The organism is Sphingobacterium thermophilum, assembly GCF_039541675.1.
Classification (GTDB): Bacteria; Bacteroidota; Bacteroidia; order Sphingobacteriales; family Sphingobacteriaceae; genus Sphingobacterium; species Sphingobacterium thermophilum.
The window spans coordinates 96,152-114,857 of the sequence record NZ_BAABGR010000002.1 but is presented as its reverse complement, the minus strand read 5'-3'; the positions used below and the strand labels follow the sequence as shown (position 1 = coordinate 114,857).

14 protein-coding genes are annotated in these 18,706 nt (G+C 41.9%); 3 read left to right on the top strand and 11 right to left on the bottom strand.

The window, feature by feature from the left end; genetic code table 11:
* Positions 1-56: 56 nt before the first annotated feature.
* The 7 genes from ABD873_RS00630 to ABD873_RS00600 form a co-directional block, all read right to left on the bottom strand.
* Positions 57-1,340, bottom strand: a complete 1,284-nt coding sequence (locus ABD873_RS00630; RefSeq protein ID WP_345063212.1) for a DUF5689 domain-containing protein — start codon at positions 1,338-1,340, stop codon at positions 57-59.
* Between the two features lie 19 nt (positions 1,341-1,359).
* Positions 1,360-2,841 carry a SusD/RagB family nutrient-binding outer membrane lipoprotein gene (locus ABD873_RS00625; protein WP_345063209.1) on the bottom strand — a complete coding sequence of 494 codons (1,482 nt, stop codon included), beginning with the start codon at positions 2,839-2,841 and terminating at the stop codon, positions 1,360-1,362.
* 12 nt (positions 2,842-2,853) lie between these two features.
* Positions 2,854-4,110, bottom strand: a complete 1,257-nt coding sequence (locus ABD873_RS00620; RefSeq protein ID WP_345063206.1) for a TonB-dependent receptor domain-containing protein — start codon at positions 4,108-4,110, stop codon at positions 2,854-2,856.
* An 18-nt stretch (positions 4,111-4,128) separates the two neighbouring features.
* Positions 4,129-6,093 (bottom strand): TonB-dependent receptor plug domain-containing protein, encoded by a 1,965-nt coding sequence (locus ABD873_RS00615; RefSeq protein ID WP_345063203.1) that lies wholly within the window; start codon positions 6,091-6,093, stop codon positions 4,129-4,131.
* A 386-nt stretch (positions 6,094-6,479) separates the two neighbouring features.
* The gene (locus tag ABD873_RS00610) at positions 6,480-6,923 is read right to left on the bottom strand and encodes a PepSY-like domain-containing protein (protein WP_039053300.1); all 444 of its coding nucleotides are present in this window, start codon (positions 6,921-6,923) and stop codon (positions 6,480-6,482) included.
* A 61-nt stretch (positions 6,924-6,984) separates the two neighbouring features.
* Complete coding sequence (locus ABD873_RS00605; RefSeq protein ID WP_345063198.1) at positions 6,985-8,274, bottom strand: sensor histidine kinase; 1,290 nt, start codon at positions 8,272-8,274, stop codon at positions 6,985-6,987.
* 2 nt (positions 8,275-8,276) lie between these two features.
* Complete coding sequence (locus tag ABD873_RS00600) at positions 8,277-8,948, bottom strand: response regulator transcription factor (protein ID WP_345063195.1); 672 nt, start codon at positions 8,946-8,948, stop codon at positions 8,277-8,279.
* Between the two features lie 370 nt (positions 8,949-9,318).
* On the opposite strand from ABD873_RS00600, the gene ABD873_RS00595 reads away from it, so the two are divergent.
* From ABD873_RS00595 to ABD873_RS00585, 3 genes are all read left to right on the top strand, one after another.
* Complete coding sequence (locus tag ABD873_RS00595; protein WP_345063192.1) at positions 9,319-12,363, top strand: SusC/RagA family TonB-linked outer membrane protein; 3,045 nt, start codon at positions 9,319-9,321, stop codon at positions 12,361-12,363.
* Between the two features lie 5 nt (positions 12,364-12,368).
* On the top strand, positions 12,369-14,132 hold the full coding sequence (locus ABD873_RS00590) for a RagB/SusD family nutrient uptake outer membrane protein (RefSeq protein WP_345063190.1): 1,764 nt from the start codon (positions 12,369-12,371) through the stop codon (positions 14,130-14,132).
* A 67-nt stretch (positions 14,133-14,199) separates the two neighbouring features.
* Entirely contained in the window at positions 14,200-15,294 is a 1,095-nt protein-coding gene (locus ABD873_RS00585; RefSeq protein ID WP_345063187.1) for a metallophosphoesterase, read from the top strand.
* A 67-nt stretch (positions 15,295-15,361) separates the two neighbouring features.
* Here the strand turns inward: ABD873_RS00585 and rplT are convergent, their stop codons facing one another.
* The 4 genes from rplT to thrS all read right to left on the bottom strand — a co-directional run bounded on the left by rplT (position 15,362) and on the right by thrS (position 18,558).
* Entirely contained in the window at positions 15,362-15,706 is a 345-nt protein-coding gene (gene rplT / locus ABD873_RS00580; protein ID WP_039053297.1) for a 50S ribosomal protein L20, read from the bottom strand.
* Between the two features lie 115 nt (positions 15,707-15,821).
* Positions 15,822-16,022, bottom strand: coding sequence for a 50S ribosomal protein L35 (gene rpmI, locus ABD873_RS00575; protein WP_039053296.1), 201 nt, complete (start codon positions 16,020-16,022; stop codon positions 15,822-15,824).
* A 42-nt stretch (positions 16,023-16,064) separates the two neighbouring features.
* Positions 16,065-16,586, bottom strand: a complete 522-nt coding sequence (gene infC, locus ABD873_RS00570) for a translation initiation factor IF-3 (RefSeq protein ID WP_052258653.1) — start codon at positions 16,584-16,586, stop codon at positions 16,065-16,067.
* Positions 16,587-16,632: 46 nt separating this feature from the next.
* Positions 16,633-18,558, bottom strand: coding sequence for a threonine--tRNA ligase (gene thrS / locus ABD873_RS00565; RefSeq protein WP_039053295.1), 1,926 nt, complete (start codon positions 18,556-18,558; stop codon positions 16,633-16,635).
* Positions 18,559-18,706: the final 148 nt, after the last annotated feature.

The following is an 18,706-nucleotide window of genomic DNA, read 5'->3' as shown; positions in this document are numbered from 1 at the left end:
TCCATAAAAAAAGAAAACCTCAGCCACAGCTGAGGTTTTCACGTTTTATCATATATCTATTTCTGGTAGATACGTATATAATCTATCCCTAGACGACCGCCATCATTGTTAGCTCCTTTTTTCACCAAAGTAATCCTAAAGCGGACTATACCGTCTATATCCAGAGGAATAGGACCGTCCGGATAACGTTTGTTCTCTGTAATGGTAATCAAATCACCTATCTGATGCCAGGTCACACCGCTATCTTTGGAATAAGAGATACTTACCTGCAATGGCAACTTGCCCGCCCCGGCATCCGTAGCTGTTGCCGGATAAAGATAAAGTTCCATCTTACTAGCGCCATAATATAGGTTTTTGTTCAGCTCAATATATGATCCTTCGGGCCCTGTCATCATCAACCCTGTTTGATCCCCCTTATTGGTACTGTTTACATATCCATTGGTATGGGTAAAGTTACCGGAATTCAAGATATAGGCCCCTCTAAAAATCCATGACAAACCGCTTGTAGGAAGAACAATATCATGATTCAGGTTGGACGAGCCTCCTATTTTATCCGAAAAATCTTCTGGGAAACCTTCGTACAACTCTCCCGGTCTGTACGGCTCCATCTCCATTTCTTCCACATGCTCTAGCCGCTGTAAAAGCAAAACCGGAGAACCTTGCGCGTTTCTCTGCAACAAGAAGGTATAATTGGCCAAATTGCTCACCTGTTGGTTGGCGAAAGCTGCTCCTGCATTTACAGGCACCTCTATTTCTGATACCCAATCCGTAATTTTCAAGTTGTGAGCAAATTTCTTTCCTACCTCGGGATCCACGACAAACATGGAATTCAAAGCTATCAACGTACTTTCATACTTATCTACCTCTGCCTCCAATGCAGAGATAGAGCTAAATGTAGCACTTATTAGTGGGGATTTTCCGCTAGCGACCCTTTCTATGGAAGCCGCAGGAACATTTTCTACGGTTAGCACTCCGTCCTTTCGTGTCAATGTCAAACCTTCCACTTTAACCACTAGCGAGTCTCCATATCTATATTGGGAAGCTTCCGAGCCCACCTCCAAGGCTATACCGCTTACCATATTACCTTTATACCCTTGCAGAACAATTTTTCCACTCGGCGCATTGCCTGATTCGACGTCCGAGATGACTACTCCCGTGATGGAAACCGCTGCTTTCATATTGGATTTTGCCAATACCACCGGAGTTTCGTTATATATCTTTCTCAAATCATAGATAGAAAGATTGGGATTGGGATCTCCCGTGATGGGCATATCCAATTCACAGGCTGTAGCAACTATTGCTAGACAGCATATCTGAATAAACTGTTTAATATTTTTCATAACCGGATGGGATTTATTTTTAATGAGTTTGAGTCTGCCACCATGTCAATGTTTTAAGGTTGTCCGGACCTTGAATATCCACAGCTTCCTTATAGTTTGCCGGATTGGATGCCTGTGCCGAGCTAGGATAATATAATCTAGTTGGCATAATAGCATCATTCATCAATCCTGGACCTTTAGGCAACACAGGATGACCGGTACGACGGTACTCGGCCCACGCCTGAATATCGGTATAGAGCAAGGTCAGATACTTCTGATAATGAATCTTCTCCATCTTTTCATCCAAAGATAAAGCGTTATCCCAAGCCACATTTGGATTGGCTAGATAGGTAGAAGCTGCAGAAGAAGATTTTCCCCACAGAGTGATACGTGCCGTCACGCCGGCATTATAGAAGCTTTGTGCTGTTCCGGCAGCAGAAGTTACGAGCTCACGGGCAGCAATTTCAGCCAATATAAGCTGCACTTCACCATAATTCATGATGTTGCCTGTCAATGGACTAGACTTCAACGTAGCAGCCAACGTAGACCTTCCTTCAGGCGTCTGACCTACCGTATAACCACTAGGAATACCTTCATATTCACCATTATGTTTTGCCAACCATGCGTCAATACAAGGATCATTATAATATAACAACTTATCCACAAAGAAGCTGGCAGCCTTAGGCTGTTTCCATTGCGCATCGGTCAAAGTCACATAAGGAGAAGCATAAGGAGCAACACCTGTCCAACGCAGTATAGCCGACTCATCATTAGAGGAAATCAATGGATAGTTGGCTTTGTTGGTCTCTACAATCTCTCTGATTTTTTCAAACACAAAATCTTGCACTTCTTCCTTATATGAAGCACGCAACAACAACCTCAGATACAAAGAGTTTCCAAGTTTTCGCCAGTAGCTGATATTCCCCTTGTACACTGGATCGCTTGTTGCCTTGATGTTCGAAGCATTGGATAGCAGCTCATTAGCCTCCTCCAAGCGTTCGAACAAATCCAGATAAATTTCTTTTTGTCTGTCAAATTTTGGCGTAAAGATACCGGAAGTACCTCCGAGGTTAGAGGTAAAATAAGGGATATCTCCATATGTATCCGTAATCATAGAATACACCCAAGCCTGACAGATCAACGATATACCCTTAAACGAATTAATCAGTTTCTCGTTACCTGCATATCCTTCCGGGGCACTTTTATACATATCTTTGAAATCGGTCAGCTGTAAGAACCAGTTGTTCCACGGAGCTTCTGACACACTGTTGGCAATGTCGTATCGGAAGATACGATCTGTCTCCACTAAGGTATTTACAGTAACCTGCATCAGCTCATTGGTGAGTGTACGCGTCCGGCTCATATTGTTGGTGACCGTTTGAGTCAAGGCTCTAGCCATCAAATATTCAGGTAGTGCTTTTTCACTAGAATTCGGATCCGTGTTCAGCTCCATAAAGTTCTTTGTACAAGAAGTCAAGAACAAGGAACAGACAAAAGCAACAAGTATATTTTTCTTATTCATAATCGTAATCAATTAAAAACCTACACTTAAATTCACACCGTAGGTTCGTGTTGAAGGAAACTGACCTATCTCAAAACCTCTGTTGATCTCTGAGCCGCTCAATGTACCGAACTCTGGATCGAATCCCGGCCATTTCGACCAGATGAACAGATCTCTTCCATACACACCGATATTAAGTTTTTGCAATTTCACTTTTTGCAAGACTTTTGCCTTGAAAGAGTAATCAAAACGCACTTCTCTCAACTTGATAAAATCTGTAGAGAATACCGATCCTTCCACATTGGCAACACCAAAGTGCTGATCGTAATAAGAAGACATATCGTACACCGCTACCGTATTAGGGCTGTAGGTACCGTCTTCATTCTCCACTACTCCTCTACCTACGATTCCGTTCTCACGACCAGGCAAAGTAACTTTGGTCTTACCCTGCACGGCCATCTTACCTTGAGTGAGTGAGTAGGCTACAGCTCCTACCTGAGCGTCAAACAAGAATCCCAATGAGAAACCTTTGTATTTGAATTTGTTTTGAATTCCCGCTTTCCAATCCGGTGTAGTGTTACCTAGGTACAGCAACTCTTCCGAAAGAACCGGCAATCCTGCATTATAGATAATTTCTCCCGAAGGGGCGCGCTTATATCCACGGCCGTACAAATCGCCCATACTTCCTCCTACATAAGCCATCACATACCCATTACTTCCCGGTCCATTTTGCAGAATCAACGATTCGGTATTTTCAGCTAATGATAAAATCTTGTTTTCGTTTTTCGAGAAAGTAGTGTTGACAGTCCACGTTAGCCCTCCTCTCTTCTTGATAGGAGTTAGATTTAGCGCTACTTCGATACCTCTGTTGCGCACCTCTCCGGCATTTACCACCATATTGCTATATCCCGAAGATCTGTCGAGAATGGTTGTCAGAATCTGATCTCGTGTATTAGAATGATATAAAGTAAAATCTAACCCCACTCGTTCTTTGAAAAACTTAGCTTCTATACCTGTCTCGTAGCTCAACGTGAAAAGAGGCTTTAGGTTTTCGTTACTTAAGGTTGTTGGATTATAAAGACCACCTCCAGTATACAGCTGACTTGACAGATAAGGGTTGGATGTCTGGAAAGGCGATGTACCACCACTACCTACCCCCGCTACCGACGCTCTCCATTTCAGGAAGTTAACCTGACGAGGAAGGTTAATGATATCCGATAAGATCAAACTACCATTGACCGATGGATAAAAATAAGATACATTCTTTGTGCTTGTAGGTGTCGCCAGCAAGCTACTCCAGTCATTACGTTACGTAAAGTCTAGGAAGGCAAAGCCTTTATAATCTCCTGCGATAAGACCATAAACACTATTAATAGCATATTTAGCCTTATACGGACTAGTCACTATCGTACTGGCAGCATTAGCAAAGGTAAACACCCCTGGATATAACAAAGAGTCAGCAGACATCGACACGCGGTTGTAGGAGTTGCGCAACATAGCCCCACCCACAGAAGCGTTGATTTTGACATTTTCCCCGACCTGCGTATTGTATTTCACCATCACGTCTGAGTTTACCTCACGGCCGATGACATTCTGCTCGCGGTACATCCCTTTAGGGAAGTTGTATGTATCGAAAGGTCTGCGCTGACTGCGAGTATCTGCTGCCTGATCTATCGCCGTACGCACGGTAACCTCAAGATTCTTTCGCAACGTAAAGGTGGCCGCTACATTTCCTGTTAGTGCGTTACGGTCTTGCGTGTTCAACATCTCATACGCTATTAAGTATGGGTTATCTCTTCCTGTAGACAACGGTGTATTCTGCTCCACGTTTTCTAACCCCTTCTTCCAATAATCCCTCAACCATCGTACATCACCGTTTGGCTGCCAGAAGATATAACCATACATAATCGTTTGGTTGTTATAACCACCACCAGGAAGGTTATCCGAACTCTTGTTCGTATAATCCATCTTGGCTGTCACTTTAATATATTTTGACGGCGTGGAATTTACAGACATAGAGACTGTGTTTCTTCTGTATCCTGTATTCGGCACTATCCACGAGTTTTGCACATTCGTATAAGAGAAACGTGCTGTAGTCTTATCAGTACCTCCATCTACTGAAATGCTGTTAGTAGAAGTTCTTGCCGTCTCAAAGAAGGCATTAAACCCTTCGGTATATGGTCCCCACAAGGTTCTTTCGGTACCTCGTGCTTGCAAAGCAGGATCATATTGATAAAAATATTGTCCGTCAAATTTTGCACCGTAAGCTTTGGAAGTTCCTCCTGTATTTGCTCCATCTTCCGTACTTCCATATGAATAATAGTCTACCATATCTCCCTGACCGTACTCGTATTGCAAATCCGGCATCCGGTTGATGGTAGCCATAGAATTGTTAGAGCTAAAATTTACCCCAATACCTTTCTCTTTTTTCTTTCCGGTTTTGGTAGTGATGATGATAGCTCCGTTGGCACCCCGAGAACCATAAAGAGCGGCAGCTCCTGGTCCTTTTAATACCGTAACTTCTTCAATATCTTCGGGGTTTATATCTTCCACGTTAGTACCGTAGTCTACCACCGTTTCATCTTGATAAGCTGCCGACCCACCTACTCTACGGCCAGAACCGCCATTAATAATTACCCCATCTACTACGATCAAGGCCTCATTGCTACCCGTAAGGTTGCTTTCCCCACGTAAGATAATAGAATTTGACCCTGTAGGTCCGGCATTAGAACGCACCAAGTTAAGACCTGCCACCTTTCCCGACAAGGCCTCCGTCCAGTTGTTTGGCAACGTCTCGGTCAATTCTTCCGTCTTCAAAGTCGTAACAGAATATCCCAAAGCCTTTTGCTCACGTTTGATATCCAAAGCAGTGACCACCACCTCATCGATAGAACGTGTCGAAGGCTCTAGCTGCAAAGTAATATTCAACGAATCTTTTCTAACCGTATAATAATATTTCTCAAAGCCCAACATGGTTAGCACCACATTTTCTCCCTCTTTGGCTTTGATATAGAACATACCTTTAACATCCGACACGCCCAAAACCTTACTTTGCTGGTCTTCAATTTTTACACCCGCTAATGGTTTATTTGTGGAAGCGTCTACAACCTTACCCGTAAGGGATAAAACTTGTTGCGCATAAGCCACACTGTTGCCCGCTGCAGTAAACAATAAAAGCAACAAGATGTAGAGATAACGTATCCTCAGATTCCTCAAATCCCACAATCCGGATACAGCTATTTCCGCCAAAACATGTTTACGATTGACTTTCATAAAATAGACTTGGATGGTTTATAATTCTGTATGGTTTCTTCTATTCCTAAATACTTAGGCTCTTGGTTATCTAACTAGGAAACAAATATATAAAAGAAAAAATAATAAAAAAAAATGTTATGAAACTTTTTTTGTTATAAAATAAGACATATTTAAACCCTTACAAGAGCTATTTCTTTTATTTTGACAGCAAACAAAAACTTATTATGCCCTATTAACCCTACAAAAAACGATTTTACACCACTCTTTTAACATTATTTAAAAAAAATATAAAATTTTTAAAGCTTTATTTTTCAAATTCCACAACTATATACCCTAAATAAAATCCCATTAAAACTAAAAAAGGGGAATGTTTCCATTCCCCTTTTCCACATATTTTACAGCTACTAGTCGTCTATTCGAAGGAATTTGCCATTCTTATCAAACTCCAAATCCAGACCATTTGACAGCTCTACTTCGTACTTAGTAGATTTCCTCGCTAGCTTTACAATTTTATTATTCGGAAAACTTTTGGCCACATAATTTCTTATATTTTGAGGAATCAAAGCGTGTGGAACTGCATTAAGCTTGAAATCCACCTCTTTCCAATTTCCATGTTTGTCAAATTCGACTTCCGAACCATCATTCATTTTTACTTCATATGTAGTTCTCGAAAATATTTCATCTTCTTTTTTTACATATGACACAGTCATTCCCTTCCCATAAGTTTTCAAAAAAGCCTGCGCTTGCTTTGGCAGTTGAGCAACAGTAATCAGCTTATCCTGTGCCTGCACAGCAACAAAACTCAACATTAACATTACAGCCAGTCCTAGTTTTAATATCGTTTTCATATCTTTTATTTTTATTTACACTCAAAGATCATCTCCAATTCTGGAAACAATTGGTAAGAAATTACTTTTCCCGTTTTACGAGAGAAAATTGATGTTTGTCCATCGTATACGTATACTCTAACAAAAACTGTGGATAATTCTCCAAAATGGATTTTACAATGGACAACCCTAGGCCATTGGAATTACTATCTTGTTTCCCCTTATAAAAGCGCTCGAAAATATAATCCGGATTTAAAGCTCCTTCCGTACTGGTATTTAAAATCCGTAAGCTATCCGACTCGATAAAGATATCAAGACTCCCCTGCTGAACATTATATTTAATAGCATTGCTAAGCAGGTTAGCCACCAATATGCTCATTAATTCCTTATTAGCCATAACTTTCAACACCCCATTATCTTGCTTATGAAGCTGAATATCTTTAAAGACAATGAGGTCGTGATAGTCTTCTAACAGCTCTTCCACCACCTCATTCATATTCACTTCTTGATTCTCACTATACTGTTGGTTATTAATACGTGAAAGGGTGAGCAGACTTTTGTTTAGATTGACGATACGTTGCATTGACCTCTTTGCTTCCACAATCTTCACCAGATCAGCTTCCGACAGCGCATTATTTTCAAGCACCAACTCTAGTTTATTAATACTCACAGCCAAAGGAGTCTGCAATTCATGAGAAGCATTCTCCAAAAAAAGCTTTTGACTTTCAAAAACTTTTTCGTTCTGCTGAATCATAAATTGAATATGATTATTCAAATCATTAAATTCTTTCACCGCTGAAGGTACAGCCACAAAACTATCTGCCTTACCAAATCGATAACGGGAAAGATGTTTTAATATCTTATCGAAAGGCTGCCAAGCTCTTTGTAATACAAAATAGTTGACCACCAAAATGCTCAATACGATAACGACATACAACACCAGCAGGGATATCCCCAAATTGATTAGAAAGTCATCCTCTTCGACGGTAGATGTACGTATTTCCAACAGATATGGGTTGCCGGCAGCATCATAAAAGCCTGTTCGCAACACCCGATAGGGTTCTTCTTCCTCATCATAAGGCATATAAATCATCTCTTTGGAAAAAACATTCTTATCTATCTCTTCCCCATTTCCTTCCAAAGGACGAATAATAAATTGATTGACCCCATACTCCTTCGAATCCTCTATAAGCTTAGGGTTTTTATATACCTCACGAAGAATAAGTATTTTCTGGTTTTTAAGTCCGTCATCAATATTATCATACACTTCATCCATGATAACAGCATAGAAAAGAAGTGCCCATACAGCCATGACCACCAGCAACACGACCGCAACAAACCTATTGGTGTAATTTTTTACGGATATAGCCATCACTAAACCAGTTTATACCCCACACCATATACTGCCTGAATATCTAATTCAGCACCGGCAGTTTTAAGCTTTTTACGCAGATTTTTTATCTGAGAATAAATAAAATCCAGATTATCGGCCTGATCCGCATGATCCCCCCACACCGTCTCCGCAATGGTCATCTTCTCCAATAACCTATTCGGTCGCAACATGAAATAATAGAAAAGATCATACTCCTTGCGATTTAACAACAGAGGAACACCACCCACACTCACCTCGCGTGTATCAGGATCCAGCATGACATTTTTATAGGTCAGAAACAAAGTTCCGTGCTGAACATTTCGACGTATGATAGACTTTACCCGTGCCAACAGTTCCGCAAAATGAAAAGGCTTCGCCAAATAGTCATCCGCTCCTCTCTCCAGCCCCACCACCTTATCATCCACAGAATCTTTGGCCGACAGAATCAACACAGGGCTTTTCACCCCTTCTTGACGCATAACCTTAAGAATATCCAACCCCGAACCTCCAGGCAGCATAATATCCAACAAAATGCAGTCGTAGCTATAAGTCAAAGCCTTCTCCAATCCACTATCAAATGTCGATGCCACCTCCACCAAAAACTGCTCCCCGACCAGAAATTCCTGAATGGCACCTTGCAGTTGCAACTCATCTTCAATAATCAAGATTTTCATACAGCATACAATATAACGATTTGAATTGGGAAATTTTTAGGAATAAAAGCAGGTCAGCACTTTGTTTTCATACATTCACATCAGAATACTTTACAAATAATTTAAACTTATTCAATAAATAAAAAATTTTACAAAACATTTTTAAACTTTTAAGGTTTCATAAACCTCTGAAAAAATACGAAAACACGCACTACGAGACGTAACAATAAATTATCAGAAATTTAATTTTACTTTTTTTATTTTATATTTTATTTTTTTTATTTTCGAATTACTGAGCAATCAGATAGATAACCAATAATTCTTTACACAACACAAAAACATTAAAACTTTACAAAAAACCAGTTTTAATCCATTAAACCATAAAAAATTAATGAAAAGACAATTATTATTGATTTTCGCTCTTTTTATGATTCCGGTTTATTTTTCTTTCGGACAGAAGAAAAATATTACTGGCCAAGTTTCCAGCGAAAAGGGAGAAAAGCTCTCCAACGTAACAATCAGCATCAAAGGTCAGTCCACAGCCTCTACCTTCACTGATGCCAACGGAGAATTTAAAATCCAGGCTGATGACGACGACATCCTCGTATTTACTCTTGTAGGATTCAGCAAACATGAGGAGGCAGTAAAAGGAAGAAGCCGATTAAATGTACAACTCTTCACAGAAGAACAAAGTCTTGAAGAAGTAGTGGTGATCGGTTATGGAACTCAGAAAAAAGGCAACCTCACCGGCTCGGTATCGCAAATCCAGAGTGAACAGCTACAGCATAGACCTAACCTATCTACCAGTAATGCTCTTCAGGGACTTGCTCCCGGCGTTACAATAACGTCGCAAACAGGATCTCCTGGAGGGGATGCAGCTCAGATTCGTATCCGTGGTATAAGCTCATTCGGTGGCTCAGACAGCTCTCCTCTTGTCATTATCGACGGTGTGGCAGGCTCTCTGGATAATTTAGACTTCAACCTTATAGAAAGTATATCCATCCTTAAAGATGCCGCCTCTGCTGCCATCTACGGATCAAGAGCTGCAAATGGCGTCATCCTAGTCACCACCAAACGTGCGAAAGATAAAATCGCCATAGACTATAAAGGATATGTCGGCTTTCAAGAACCTACGGCCATCCCTAAGGTGTCTGATGGATTCACCTTGATGCGCATGTTCAATGAAGCCAATATCAATGACGGCAACCAGATTACCTATACCGATGCCGACATCGAAGAGTTTAGAAAACTATACGAAGCTGATCCTTCAAACTTTGACTGGCAAGGCGCAATACTTACCGAAAACGGATTCACTCACAACCATTTCGTAGGCCTTATGGCCAACAGTGGCATTATCCGCGTTGCCCCTTCGTTCAGCTATTCTACACAGGAAGGCTTGCTTAAAAACACAGGCTTTACACGATACAACTTCCGCAACAACATGGATATTGCACCAAGTGAGAAGTTATCTATCAAAATGGACGTAGCGGTAACCAACAAAAACCGCAGACAGATTGCCAGCGAAGGAACAGTCTGGAATTACCTCGGACGTATGCCCACAAATTTGCCTATCCGTCACCCTAATGGCCTGTGGGCTGAAGGTTGGGTGAAAAATAACCCCGTAGCCTTTATCGAAGAAGGAGGTAACCGCAAAACCAATAACATCGAGTTTTACGGCAATATATCCTTAAATTACAAACCTACCAACTGGTTGAGCATCAACGGCACGGTAGCTCCACGTTATGAAACCCGCAACAGACATACGTTCACCAAAAGCGTAGACGTATATGACGTAAATGGCATTTCTCAAGGCGCAGCAAACACTTTCACTGACCTGGAAGAAACCTCCTATCGGGACTACTATGGCAGCTATTACCTGACAGCTACTGCTGACAAAAGATTCGGCAACCATAATTTCACCCTTATGGCGGGAACCTCAAGGGAGTCATACAACGACAAGTTTCTCATGGGCTACCGTAGAGACTTCATCTACGACACATATGAAGTGTTGAAAGCCGGTGCCGACAACGAAACCAAAGGTAATAACGGAACGGTAGAAGAATGGCTGCTAGTTTCGGCCTTCGGACGCTTTAGCTATTCCTTCAAAGACAAATACCTTTTTGAAGCAAACATCCGCCATGATGGCAGTTCACGTTTCAGCAAAAACAACCAATGGGCTACCTTCCCTTCTTTCTCTGCAGGATGGAGAATATCGGAAGAGAATTTCATGCAACCCCTAAAAAGCACTGTCAACCAACTAAAAATACGCGCATCATGGGGTAAATTAGGAAATCAAAACATCGGCAACACCTATTATCCTTTCACCTCGGAGCTTGCTGTAGGAAGTATATCTCTAAACGGGGAAGTGCATCCTATCGTAACACTTAACGACATGGCCAACCCGAATTTGAAATGGGAAGAAACAACCATCTCGGGCGTAGGTTTGGATGCTCAGCTGTTCAACAAGTTCTCCTTTACCTTCGACTGGTATAATAAAACTACCGAAGGGATCCTCATGAAACTATATATCACCCAACTTGCCGGGTTAAATGCTCCTTTCCAAAACGCAGGAAAGGTAGAAAACAAAGGATGGGAGTTCTCTACACGCTATGACAATAAGTTTGGTGATTTCCGTCTAGGAGTAGGTTTCAATATTTCAGATGTCAAAAACAAAATCCTCGACATGCGTAACACTACAGACGGAACCTTCTTAAGACAACAAACCGGCTATGCCATCAACTCTATCTATGGCTATATCGCTGACGGTCTATACCAAAATGAAGAAGAAATAAAGAATGGTCCTACCCAATTCGGAACATTGCAGCCTGGCGATGTACGCTACAAAGATATCGCAGGAGCATTTGATGCTAATGGCAACCCTATTCCGGATGGCGTGATCAACGATGCCGACAAAACTATTATTGGCAGTACCATCCCTCGCTACACCTATGGACTAAATCTCGACCTAGGCTACAAAGGATTACGCCTAAGTGGTTTCCTCCAAGGTGTAGGAAAAGCTGACGGATACCTCAACTCACACTATGTAGTGCCTTTGGCAAACGCTAGCGCCGTAAAACCTTGGCAGGAAGACTACTGGACACCTGACAACCCTAATGCGGCCTTACCACGCCTATCGCACGTATCCACAAATAACACGCAAAATTCTACCTTTTGGATGCGTGACGCATCATACTTACGCCTGAAAAACATCCAGTTAGGATACGAAATTCCGGCCTCTTTCCTGTCTAAACTTAAGGTGAGTAAAGCCTTCATCTATGTCAACGGTCAAAATCTATTTACTAAGACAAAATTCTATGAAGGATACGACCCTGAAATCAACTACGATGCCTCAAGCAGTGAGGGGGTAACTCTCGGAAACGGTAACTTCTATCCTCAGGTTAAATATTACACATTCGGTATTGACTTAAAATTTTAAGAAGAATGAAAATTCGTAAAAATATATTGCTGAGCCTAGCGCTCCTCTCTACATTAAAAATGGTGTCTTGCGACATCGATAAGGATCCTTTGAACGGTCCTACCGTAGGTGCTTTTCCGGTAAATGCGGTAGAAGCTGAATACGGACTGCTCGGCGCGTACAAATCCCTCACTTTGCTGGATGCTAGCAGCACTCCTTTTGCCCACGTTATAGACAACGTGACGGACATAGGATACGCCAGACCAGGCAACAACTATACACCTGCCATCACCAGCTCTTATACTACGGACAACGCTCTAGCTATAAAACCATGGAATTATCATTATAAAACTATAGGCCGCGTCCATACTGTATTGGATAACCTCGAAAACTTGAAAAGCTCCACACCTATAGAAAAATATAACCAGCTTGATGCCGAACTGCGTTTTATCCGAGCCTATGCCTATTCTCAACTTATAGAACTTTATGGGGATGTCCCTTTATTGACGAAGACCTTGGATCTCAACGAAGCAGAAACCATCAGCCGCACACCGAAAGAACAAATACAGCAATGGATTATGGAGGAGATGACGGAAATCGCAGACGCTTTGCCTGTCTCCCAAGCAGCTTCAGGAAATGTACGTGCCAGTCGTGTAGCTGCCTATATGCTCAAAGCCCGTATTGCACTCTACGCAAAAAAATACGATATAGCTATTGATGCCGCTTCCAAAGCTCTTCAGCTATCCGAAGGGATACACGAATTGACACCTTTCAACTCCAGTATCCAATATGTAGGAAAGGACCATACAGTAGGGGAACCTGACGTGTCTAACATCTTCGGTCATGAGGGATTCCGTTCAAGTAAAGAATGGATTTGGGTGCTGGAATATAACATGAATATTGACGGCAACACACATAACCAACAGTACTACGCAGCTTCCCGTCTCGGGAAGGGAGTGGCTTATTGGGGGCCGACACAAGACTTCATCGACTCCTTCCAAGCTATTGATGGCCTTCCTATTACCGAATCACCACTGTACGATGAGGACAAACCTTTTGAAAATCGAGATCCTCGTCTCGACATGTATTGCGTAAGACCTGGGTCCCGCTTTCTTGGCTATCAGTTCGAAATGAACGCAAACTATAAAAATGTGTTGAACTACTGGCCTGTACTGAACGGTACTTCCACCAATCCTGTAAGTGTGGCCAACGCTGATCAGTCCAATGCAGCACGCTCCTACAGTGGGTACCTCTGGCGTAAACATTGTGATATAGCCGACATCAACTCCACCTCAGTTTCAGGCATGAGTGATCTTAACGTCGGCCTTTTCCGTTACGCCGAATTATTGCTGCTGTACGCCGAAGCAAAGATTGAAGCCAACCAAATCGATGCCTCGGTAGCCGAAGCAATAAACAAAATCCGACGCAGAGCCAAAATGCCGGAAATACCATCCAACCTTTCACAAAGTGAAATGCGTAAAGCTCTTCGTTACGAACGTAAGGTGGAACTGGCTGCCGATGGACTACGCTGGTACGACCTCCGTCGCTGGGGAATAGCAAACGATGTGATGAACGGAACTCTATACCTCAACAGAGATGCTAAAGGATGGAAGAAAAATGTGCTTACCGGATTCGACGAAAACTACACTCCTAAATACAACCACGCAGAGGCTACTAAATATTTCGGCGTGCAAAACGTAGTATTCAAAGTCAACAAAGACGAATATTGGCCAATTCCATCGGCCGAAATCTCCGTTCTACCAAATGTGAAACAAAATCCAGGATATTAATAACAAAAGGGCTTGATTTATAATCAAGCCTTTTCTTCTTATCTATTAACCAATATAAACAGATATTATGAAAAATTTGAATGTTATTATTCTGTCTGCAGCGCTGCTGATGAGCTGCAAGGAGTCTGTAGAACTCGTAGAAAGCACATTGAATCTCGGCAAGGTAGAAAAGGTGGCAGCCTCCTCTTCTTCTTCCGACGACTTTTTTCAGATCGCCATCCTTCCAGACACTCAGTATTACACCGCGAAAAAACACGGTGGCTCCCTGAACCTCTTTAAATATCAAATCGATTGGATTCTTGCTAATGTAACGACCTCCAGAATTAAATATGTTGCACACCTAGGGGATGTCGTTGACCATGGCGATGACGGCAACTCTCAGGAATGGATAAACGCCAAAAATCAGCTCTACCGGCTTAAAGATGCCAAGATTCCTTTTGGCGTGGCTGTAGGAAATCACGACCAAACACCATACGGTAACCCCATGTCGCCGGGAACCAACAGTGGCTACGGTGTATATTTCGGAAAAAATGTGATGAAGACCAGTGCTACTCCGTGGTACAAAGACGCCTATGGTAGCTCCAACAACAGCGACAACCACTACGACTTTTTCGAATATGGAGCGCATAAATTCATGGTGCTCTATCTCGAATACAACAACCCTTCGGAAGCATTATATAATGCAAACTATGAAGCCAAAGTCTTCCATTGGGCGGACAGTATCATTCAGAAATTTCCGGATAGAAAGGTCATCATCGTAAGCCATAGCATACTCAAGGCTCCTACTAACAACACCGCTAACATCACCACGCCGGGGACCAGCACTCAACAAGGATATAGCAGCTTCACTTCCCAAGGCAGCAAGATTTATCATAACTTTAAGAAACATAAAAATGTCATCATCATGCTGTGTGGACACATCAGTGGTGAAGGCTATAGAAGAGATGTATATAAATTTAACAACGGACAGGATTCTACCGTCATCAAATCCTTCTTGTCAGACTACCAGAGCAGACCTAACGGCGGCAACGGATATATGCGTCTTATGCGCTTCAACCTTACCAAAAACACGCTTTCCGTAAAAACTTTCGCTCCAAGACCTGGCGCCAACATATTGGAAGAGGATGCCGACAGCAAATTCACGGTCAAGCTGTTTGAATAAAACAAAAAGGGAACTCAATGAGTTCCCTTTCGTATATCTAACAAATTGATAGCGGTTTACAACTTAATTATTTAACTGCATCAACTACTGCTTTGAAAGCTTCTGGGTTATTTAACGCTAAGTCAGCTAAAACTTTACGGTTCAAGCCGATGTTTTTAGCATTCAATTTACCCATAAATTGAGAATATGAAATTCCGTGTTGACGAGCTCCAGCGTTAATACGTTGGATCCATAAAGCTCTAAACTCGCGTTTTTTGGTTTTACGGTCGCGATAAGCGTATTGTAAACCTTTTTCTACTGAATTTTTAGCAATAGTATAAACTTTGCTACGTGAACCGAAATAGCCTTTGGCTAATTTCAAGATTCTTTTTCTTCTTCTTCTTGAAGCTACTGCGTTAACCGAACGTGGCATAATTTTAAAATTTTAGTTTTTGGTAAAAGGCGTCGTGTATCGCAACGAACTTACAACCCAGTACCCGGTTAAAAAATATTGTTACTTGTTAATTAATAATAATTGAATAAAACAACTATTTACCAATTGTTAACATACGTTTTACGTTACCTAAATCTGCGTCAGACACATAAGTCTTGTGCGTTAAGTTACGTTTTTGTTTAGTTGTTTTCTTTGTCAAGATGTGGCTTTTGAAAGCGCTTTTTCTTGCAATTTTACCTGTTCCAGTTAATTTGAAACGCTTTTTAGCGCTGGAATTGGTTTTTACTTTTGGCATAATACTTACTTATATTTTTTATCAATCTGTTAGAATTCTTTTTTATTTTTTCCCTTTAGGAGCGATGGTCAGGAACATACGTTTCCCCTCCAATTTTGGCAATAGTTCAACTTTACCGTAGTCTTCCAAAGCTTGTGCAAAACGTAATAACAGGATTTCTCCCTGCTCTTTAAAAACTATTGCACGACCTTTGAAGTGAACGTATGCACGTACCTTCTCTCCTGCCTCAAGGAAACGTATAGCATGTTTCAACTTGAAGTCGAAGTCGTGATCACTGGTATTAGGACCGAAGCGAATTTCCTTGATGACGGTTTGCTTCGCATTCGCTTTGATCTCCTTCTGTTTCTTCTTTTGTTCGTAAACGAATTTGCTATAATCCAGAATTTTACAAACAGGAGGAACAGCGTTTGGCGAAATTTCCACTAAATCCAATCCCATCTCATCCGCCATCTCTAATGCCTGACGAGTAGGATACACACCCTGCTCGATATTATCTCCTACCAAACGTACTTCTGGTACACGAATAGCATCGTTTATACGGTGTTCTGGTTCTTTCTTTTTCATCGGTGGTCTTGGGCCACTAGTTTTTTTTAATGCCAAATGTTAAAGTTTAAACAGTGATTTCTTTAATTAATAAATCTCTAAATTCGTCAGCAGTCATGGATCCTAAATCCACTGACCCATGCTTACGAACAGAAACCGTGCCGCTTTCTATCTCTTTCTCCCCTACAATCAGCATGTAAGGTATCTTCTTCACTTCGGCGTCACGGATCTTGCGTCCTACCTTTTCATCACGAAGATCAATCAGACCGCGAATATCGGAATTATTTAGCGAATCTAAAAGATTTTGTGCATATTCTTCATATTTTTCTGATACCGGCAAGACGATAAACTGCTCTGGAGCAAGCCATAATGGGAACTGACCTCCACAATGCTCAATCAATACTGCTACGAAACGCTCCAACGAACCGAATGGCGCACGGTGAATCATCACCGGACGGTGCTTCTGGTTGTCCGAACCGGTATATTCCAACTCAAAACGCTCAGGAAGATTGTAGTCCACTTGAATAGTTCCTAACTGCCACTTACGTCCCAAAGCGTCTTTCACCATAAAGTCCAACTTAGGGCCGTAGAAGGCGGCCTCACCATACTCTACCACGGTCTTAAGACCCTTTTCCTGTGCTGCTTCAATGATAGCGCTTTCCGCCAAAGCCCAGTTCTCTTCCGAGCCGATATATTTGGTTTTGTTTTCTGGATCTCTTAGTGACACCTGAGCGATATAGTCATTAAAGCCCAGTGCGTTAAATACGTACAACACTAAGTCGATAACCTTTTTGAACTCGTCCTTAACCTGGTCGGGACGACAGAACAGGTGCGCATCATCTTGTGTGAACCCACGAACACGGGTCAACCCATGCAACTCTCCTGACTGTTCGTAGCGATATACTGTTCCGAACTCCGCAAAACGGATAGGAAGGTCTTTGTACGAACGTGGCTTTGTTTTGTATATCTCACAGTGATGCGGACAGTTCATCGGTTTCAAGAAAAACTCTTCCCCTTCGATAGGCGTGTGTATAGGCTGAAACGAATCCGCTCCATATTTTTCATAGTGCCCCGAAGTGATATAAAGTTGCTTGTTACCGATATGCGGCGTGATTACCGGCTCATAGCCTGCTTTAAGCTGCGCCTTCTGCAAGAAATCTTGAAGCTTCTGACGCAACGCCGTACCTTTTGGCAACCATAAAGGCAAGCCGGCACCTACCTTCTCCGAAAAGGCAAAAAGCTCTAATTCTTTACCCAGCTTACGGTGGTCTCGCTTCTTGGCTTCCTCAATAAATTTGAGATATTCGGTAAGTTCCGAAGCTTTAGGGAAGGTAACCCCATAAATACGAGTAAGTTGCTTACGTGTCTCATCCCCTCTCCAATATGCCCCTGCAACGTTAGTAAGCTTCACCGCCTTGATAAAACCTGTATGCGGAATATGTGGACCACGGCATAAATCTGTAAAGTTTCCTTGTGTGTAGAAAGTGATAGTACCGTCTTCCAAATCTTTAATTAAGTCCAGCTTGTACTCATCACCCTTTTGTGTGAAATATTCCAATGCTTCAGCCTTGGAAACCGGCTTCCGCTCGAAGACCTCTTTCTGCTTGGCTAGCTCCAGCATCTTATCCTCAATCTTCTTGAAGTCGTCCGACGAAAACTCTCTGTCGCCGAAATCCACATCATAGTAGAAGCCCGTATCTATAGCTGGACCTATACCGAATTTGATACCCGGATACAATGCTTCCAACGCTTCGGCCAACAAGTGTGCCGACGAATGCCAGAAGGTAGACTTGCCCTTGTCGTCGTTCCACGTCAACAATTTCACCGAGGAATCCTGCTCTATAGGACGCGAAGCATCCCATACCTCACCATTCACTTCGGCAGCCAATACATTTCGCGCTAACCCTTCTGAGATCGACAACGCAATCTGCATTGCTGTTGTCCCTTTTTCATACTGACGTACTGAACCGTCAGGTAGTGTAATATTAATCATTAACAAATATGATTTTAAATTATTATAAAAACGATTGATAAAAGATTTCAACCACAATGCATACAACTACATTGCTTGCCGGCTGAAATCCGTGAAATGCAAATTTACTAATATTTCCACAAACAAATGTAACTTATCAAAAATGAAA

Coding starts and splice junctions, on each gene's coding strand:
- ABD873_RS00630 (WP_345063212.1), bottom strand. CDS start 1,340: ATGAAAAATATTAAACAGTTTATTCAGATATGCTGTCTAGCAATAGTT.
- ABD873_RS00625 (WP_345063209.1), bottom strand. CDS start 2,841: ATGAATAAGAAAAATATACTTGTTGCTTTTGTCTGTTCCTTGTTCTTG.
- ABD873_RS00615 (WP_345063203.1), bottom strand. CDS start 6,093: ATGAAAGTCAATCGTAAACATGTTTTGGCGGAAATAGCTGTATCCGGA.
- ABD873_RS00610 (WP_039053300.1), bottom strand. CDS start 6,923: ATGAAAACGATATTAAAACTAGGACTGGCTGTAATGTTAATGTTGAGT.
- ABD873_RS00605 (WP_345063198.1), bottom strand. CDS start 8,274: ATGGCTATATCCGTAAAAAATTACACCAATAGGTTTGTTGCGGTCGTG.
- ABD873_RS00600 (WP_345063195.1), bottom strand. CDS start 8,948: ATGAAAATCTTGATTATTGAAGATGAGTTGCAACTGCAAGGTGCCATT.
- ABD873_RS00595 (WP_345063192.1), top strand. CDS start 9,319: ATGAAAAGACAATTATTATTGATTTTCGCTCTTTTTATGATTCCGGTT.
- ABD873_RS00590 (WP_345063190.1), top strand. CDS start 12,369: ATGAAAATTCGTAAAAATATATTGCTGAGCCTAGCGCTCCTCTCTACA.
- ABD873_RS00585 (WP_345063187.1), top strand. CDS start 14,200: ATGAAAAATTTGAATGTTATTATTCTGTCTGCAGCGCTGCTGATGAGC.
- rplT (WP_039053297.1), bottom strand. CDS start 15,706: ATGCCACGTTCGGTTAACGCAGTAGCTTCAAGAAGAAGAAGAAAAAGA.
- rpmI (WP_039053296.1), bottom strand. CDS start 16,022: ATGCCAAAAGTAAAAACCAATTCCAGCGCTAAAAAGCGTTTCAAATTA.
- infC (WP_052258653.1), bottom strand. CDS start 16,586: ATGAAAAAGAAAGAACCAGAACACCGTATAAACGATGCTATTCGTGTA.
- thrS (WP_039053295.1), bottom strand. CDS start 18,558: ATGATTAATATTACACTACCTGACGGTTCAGTACGTCAGTATGAAAAA.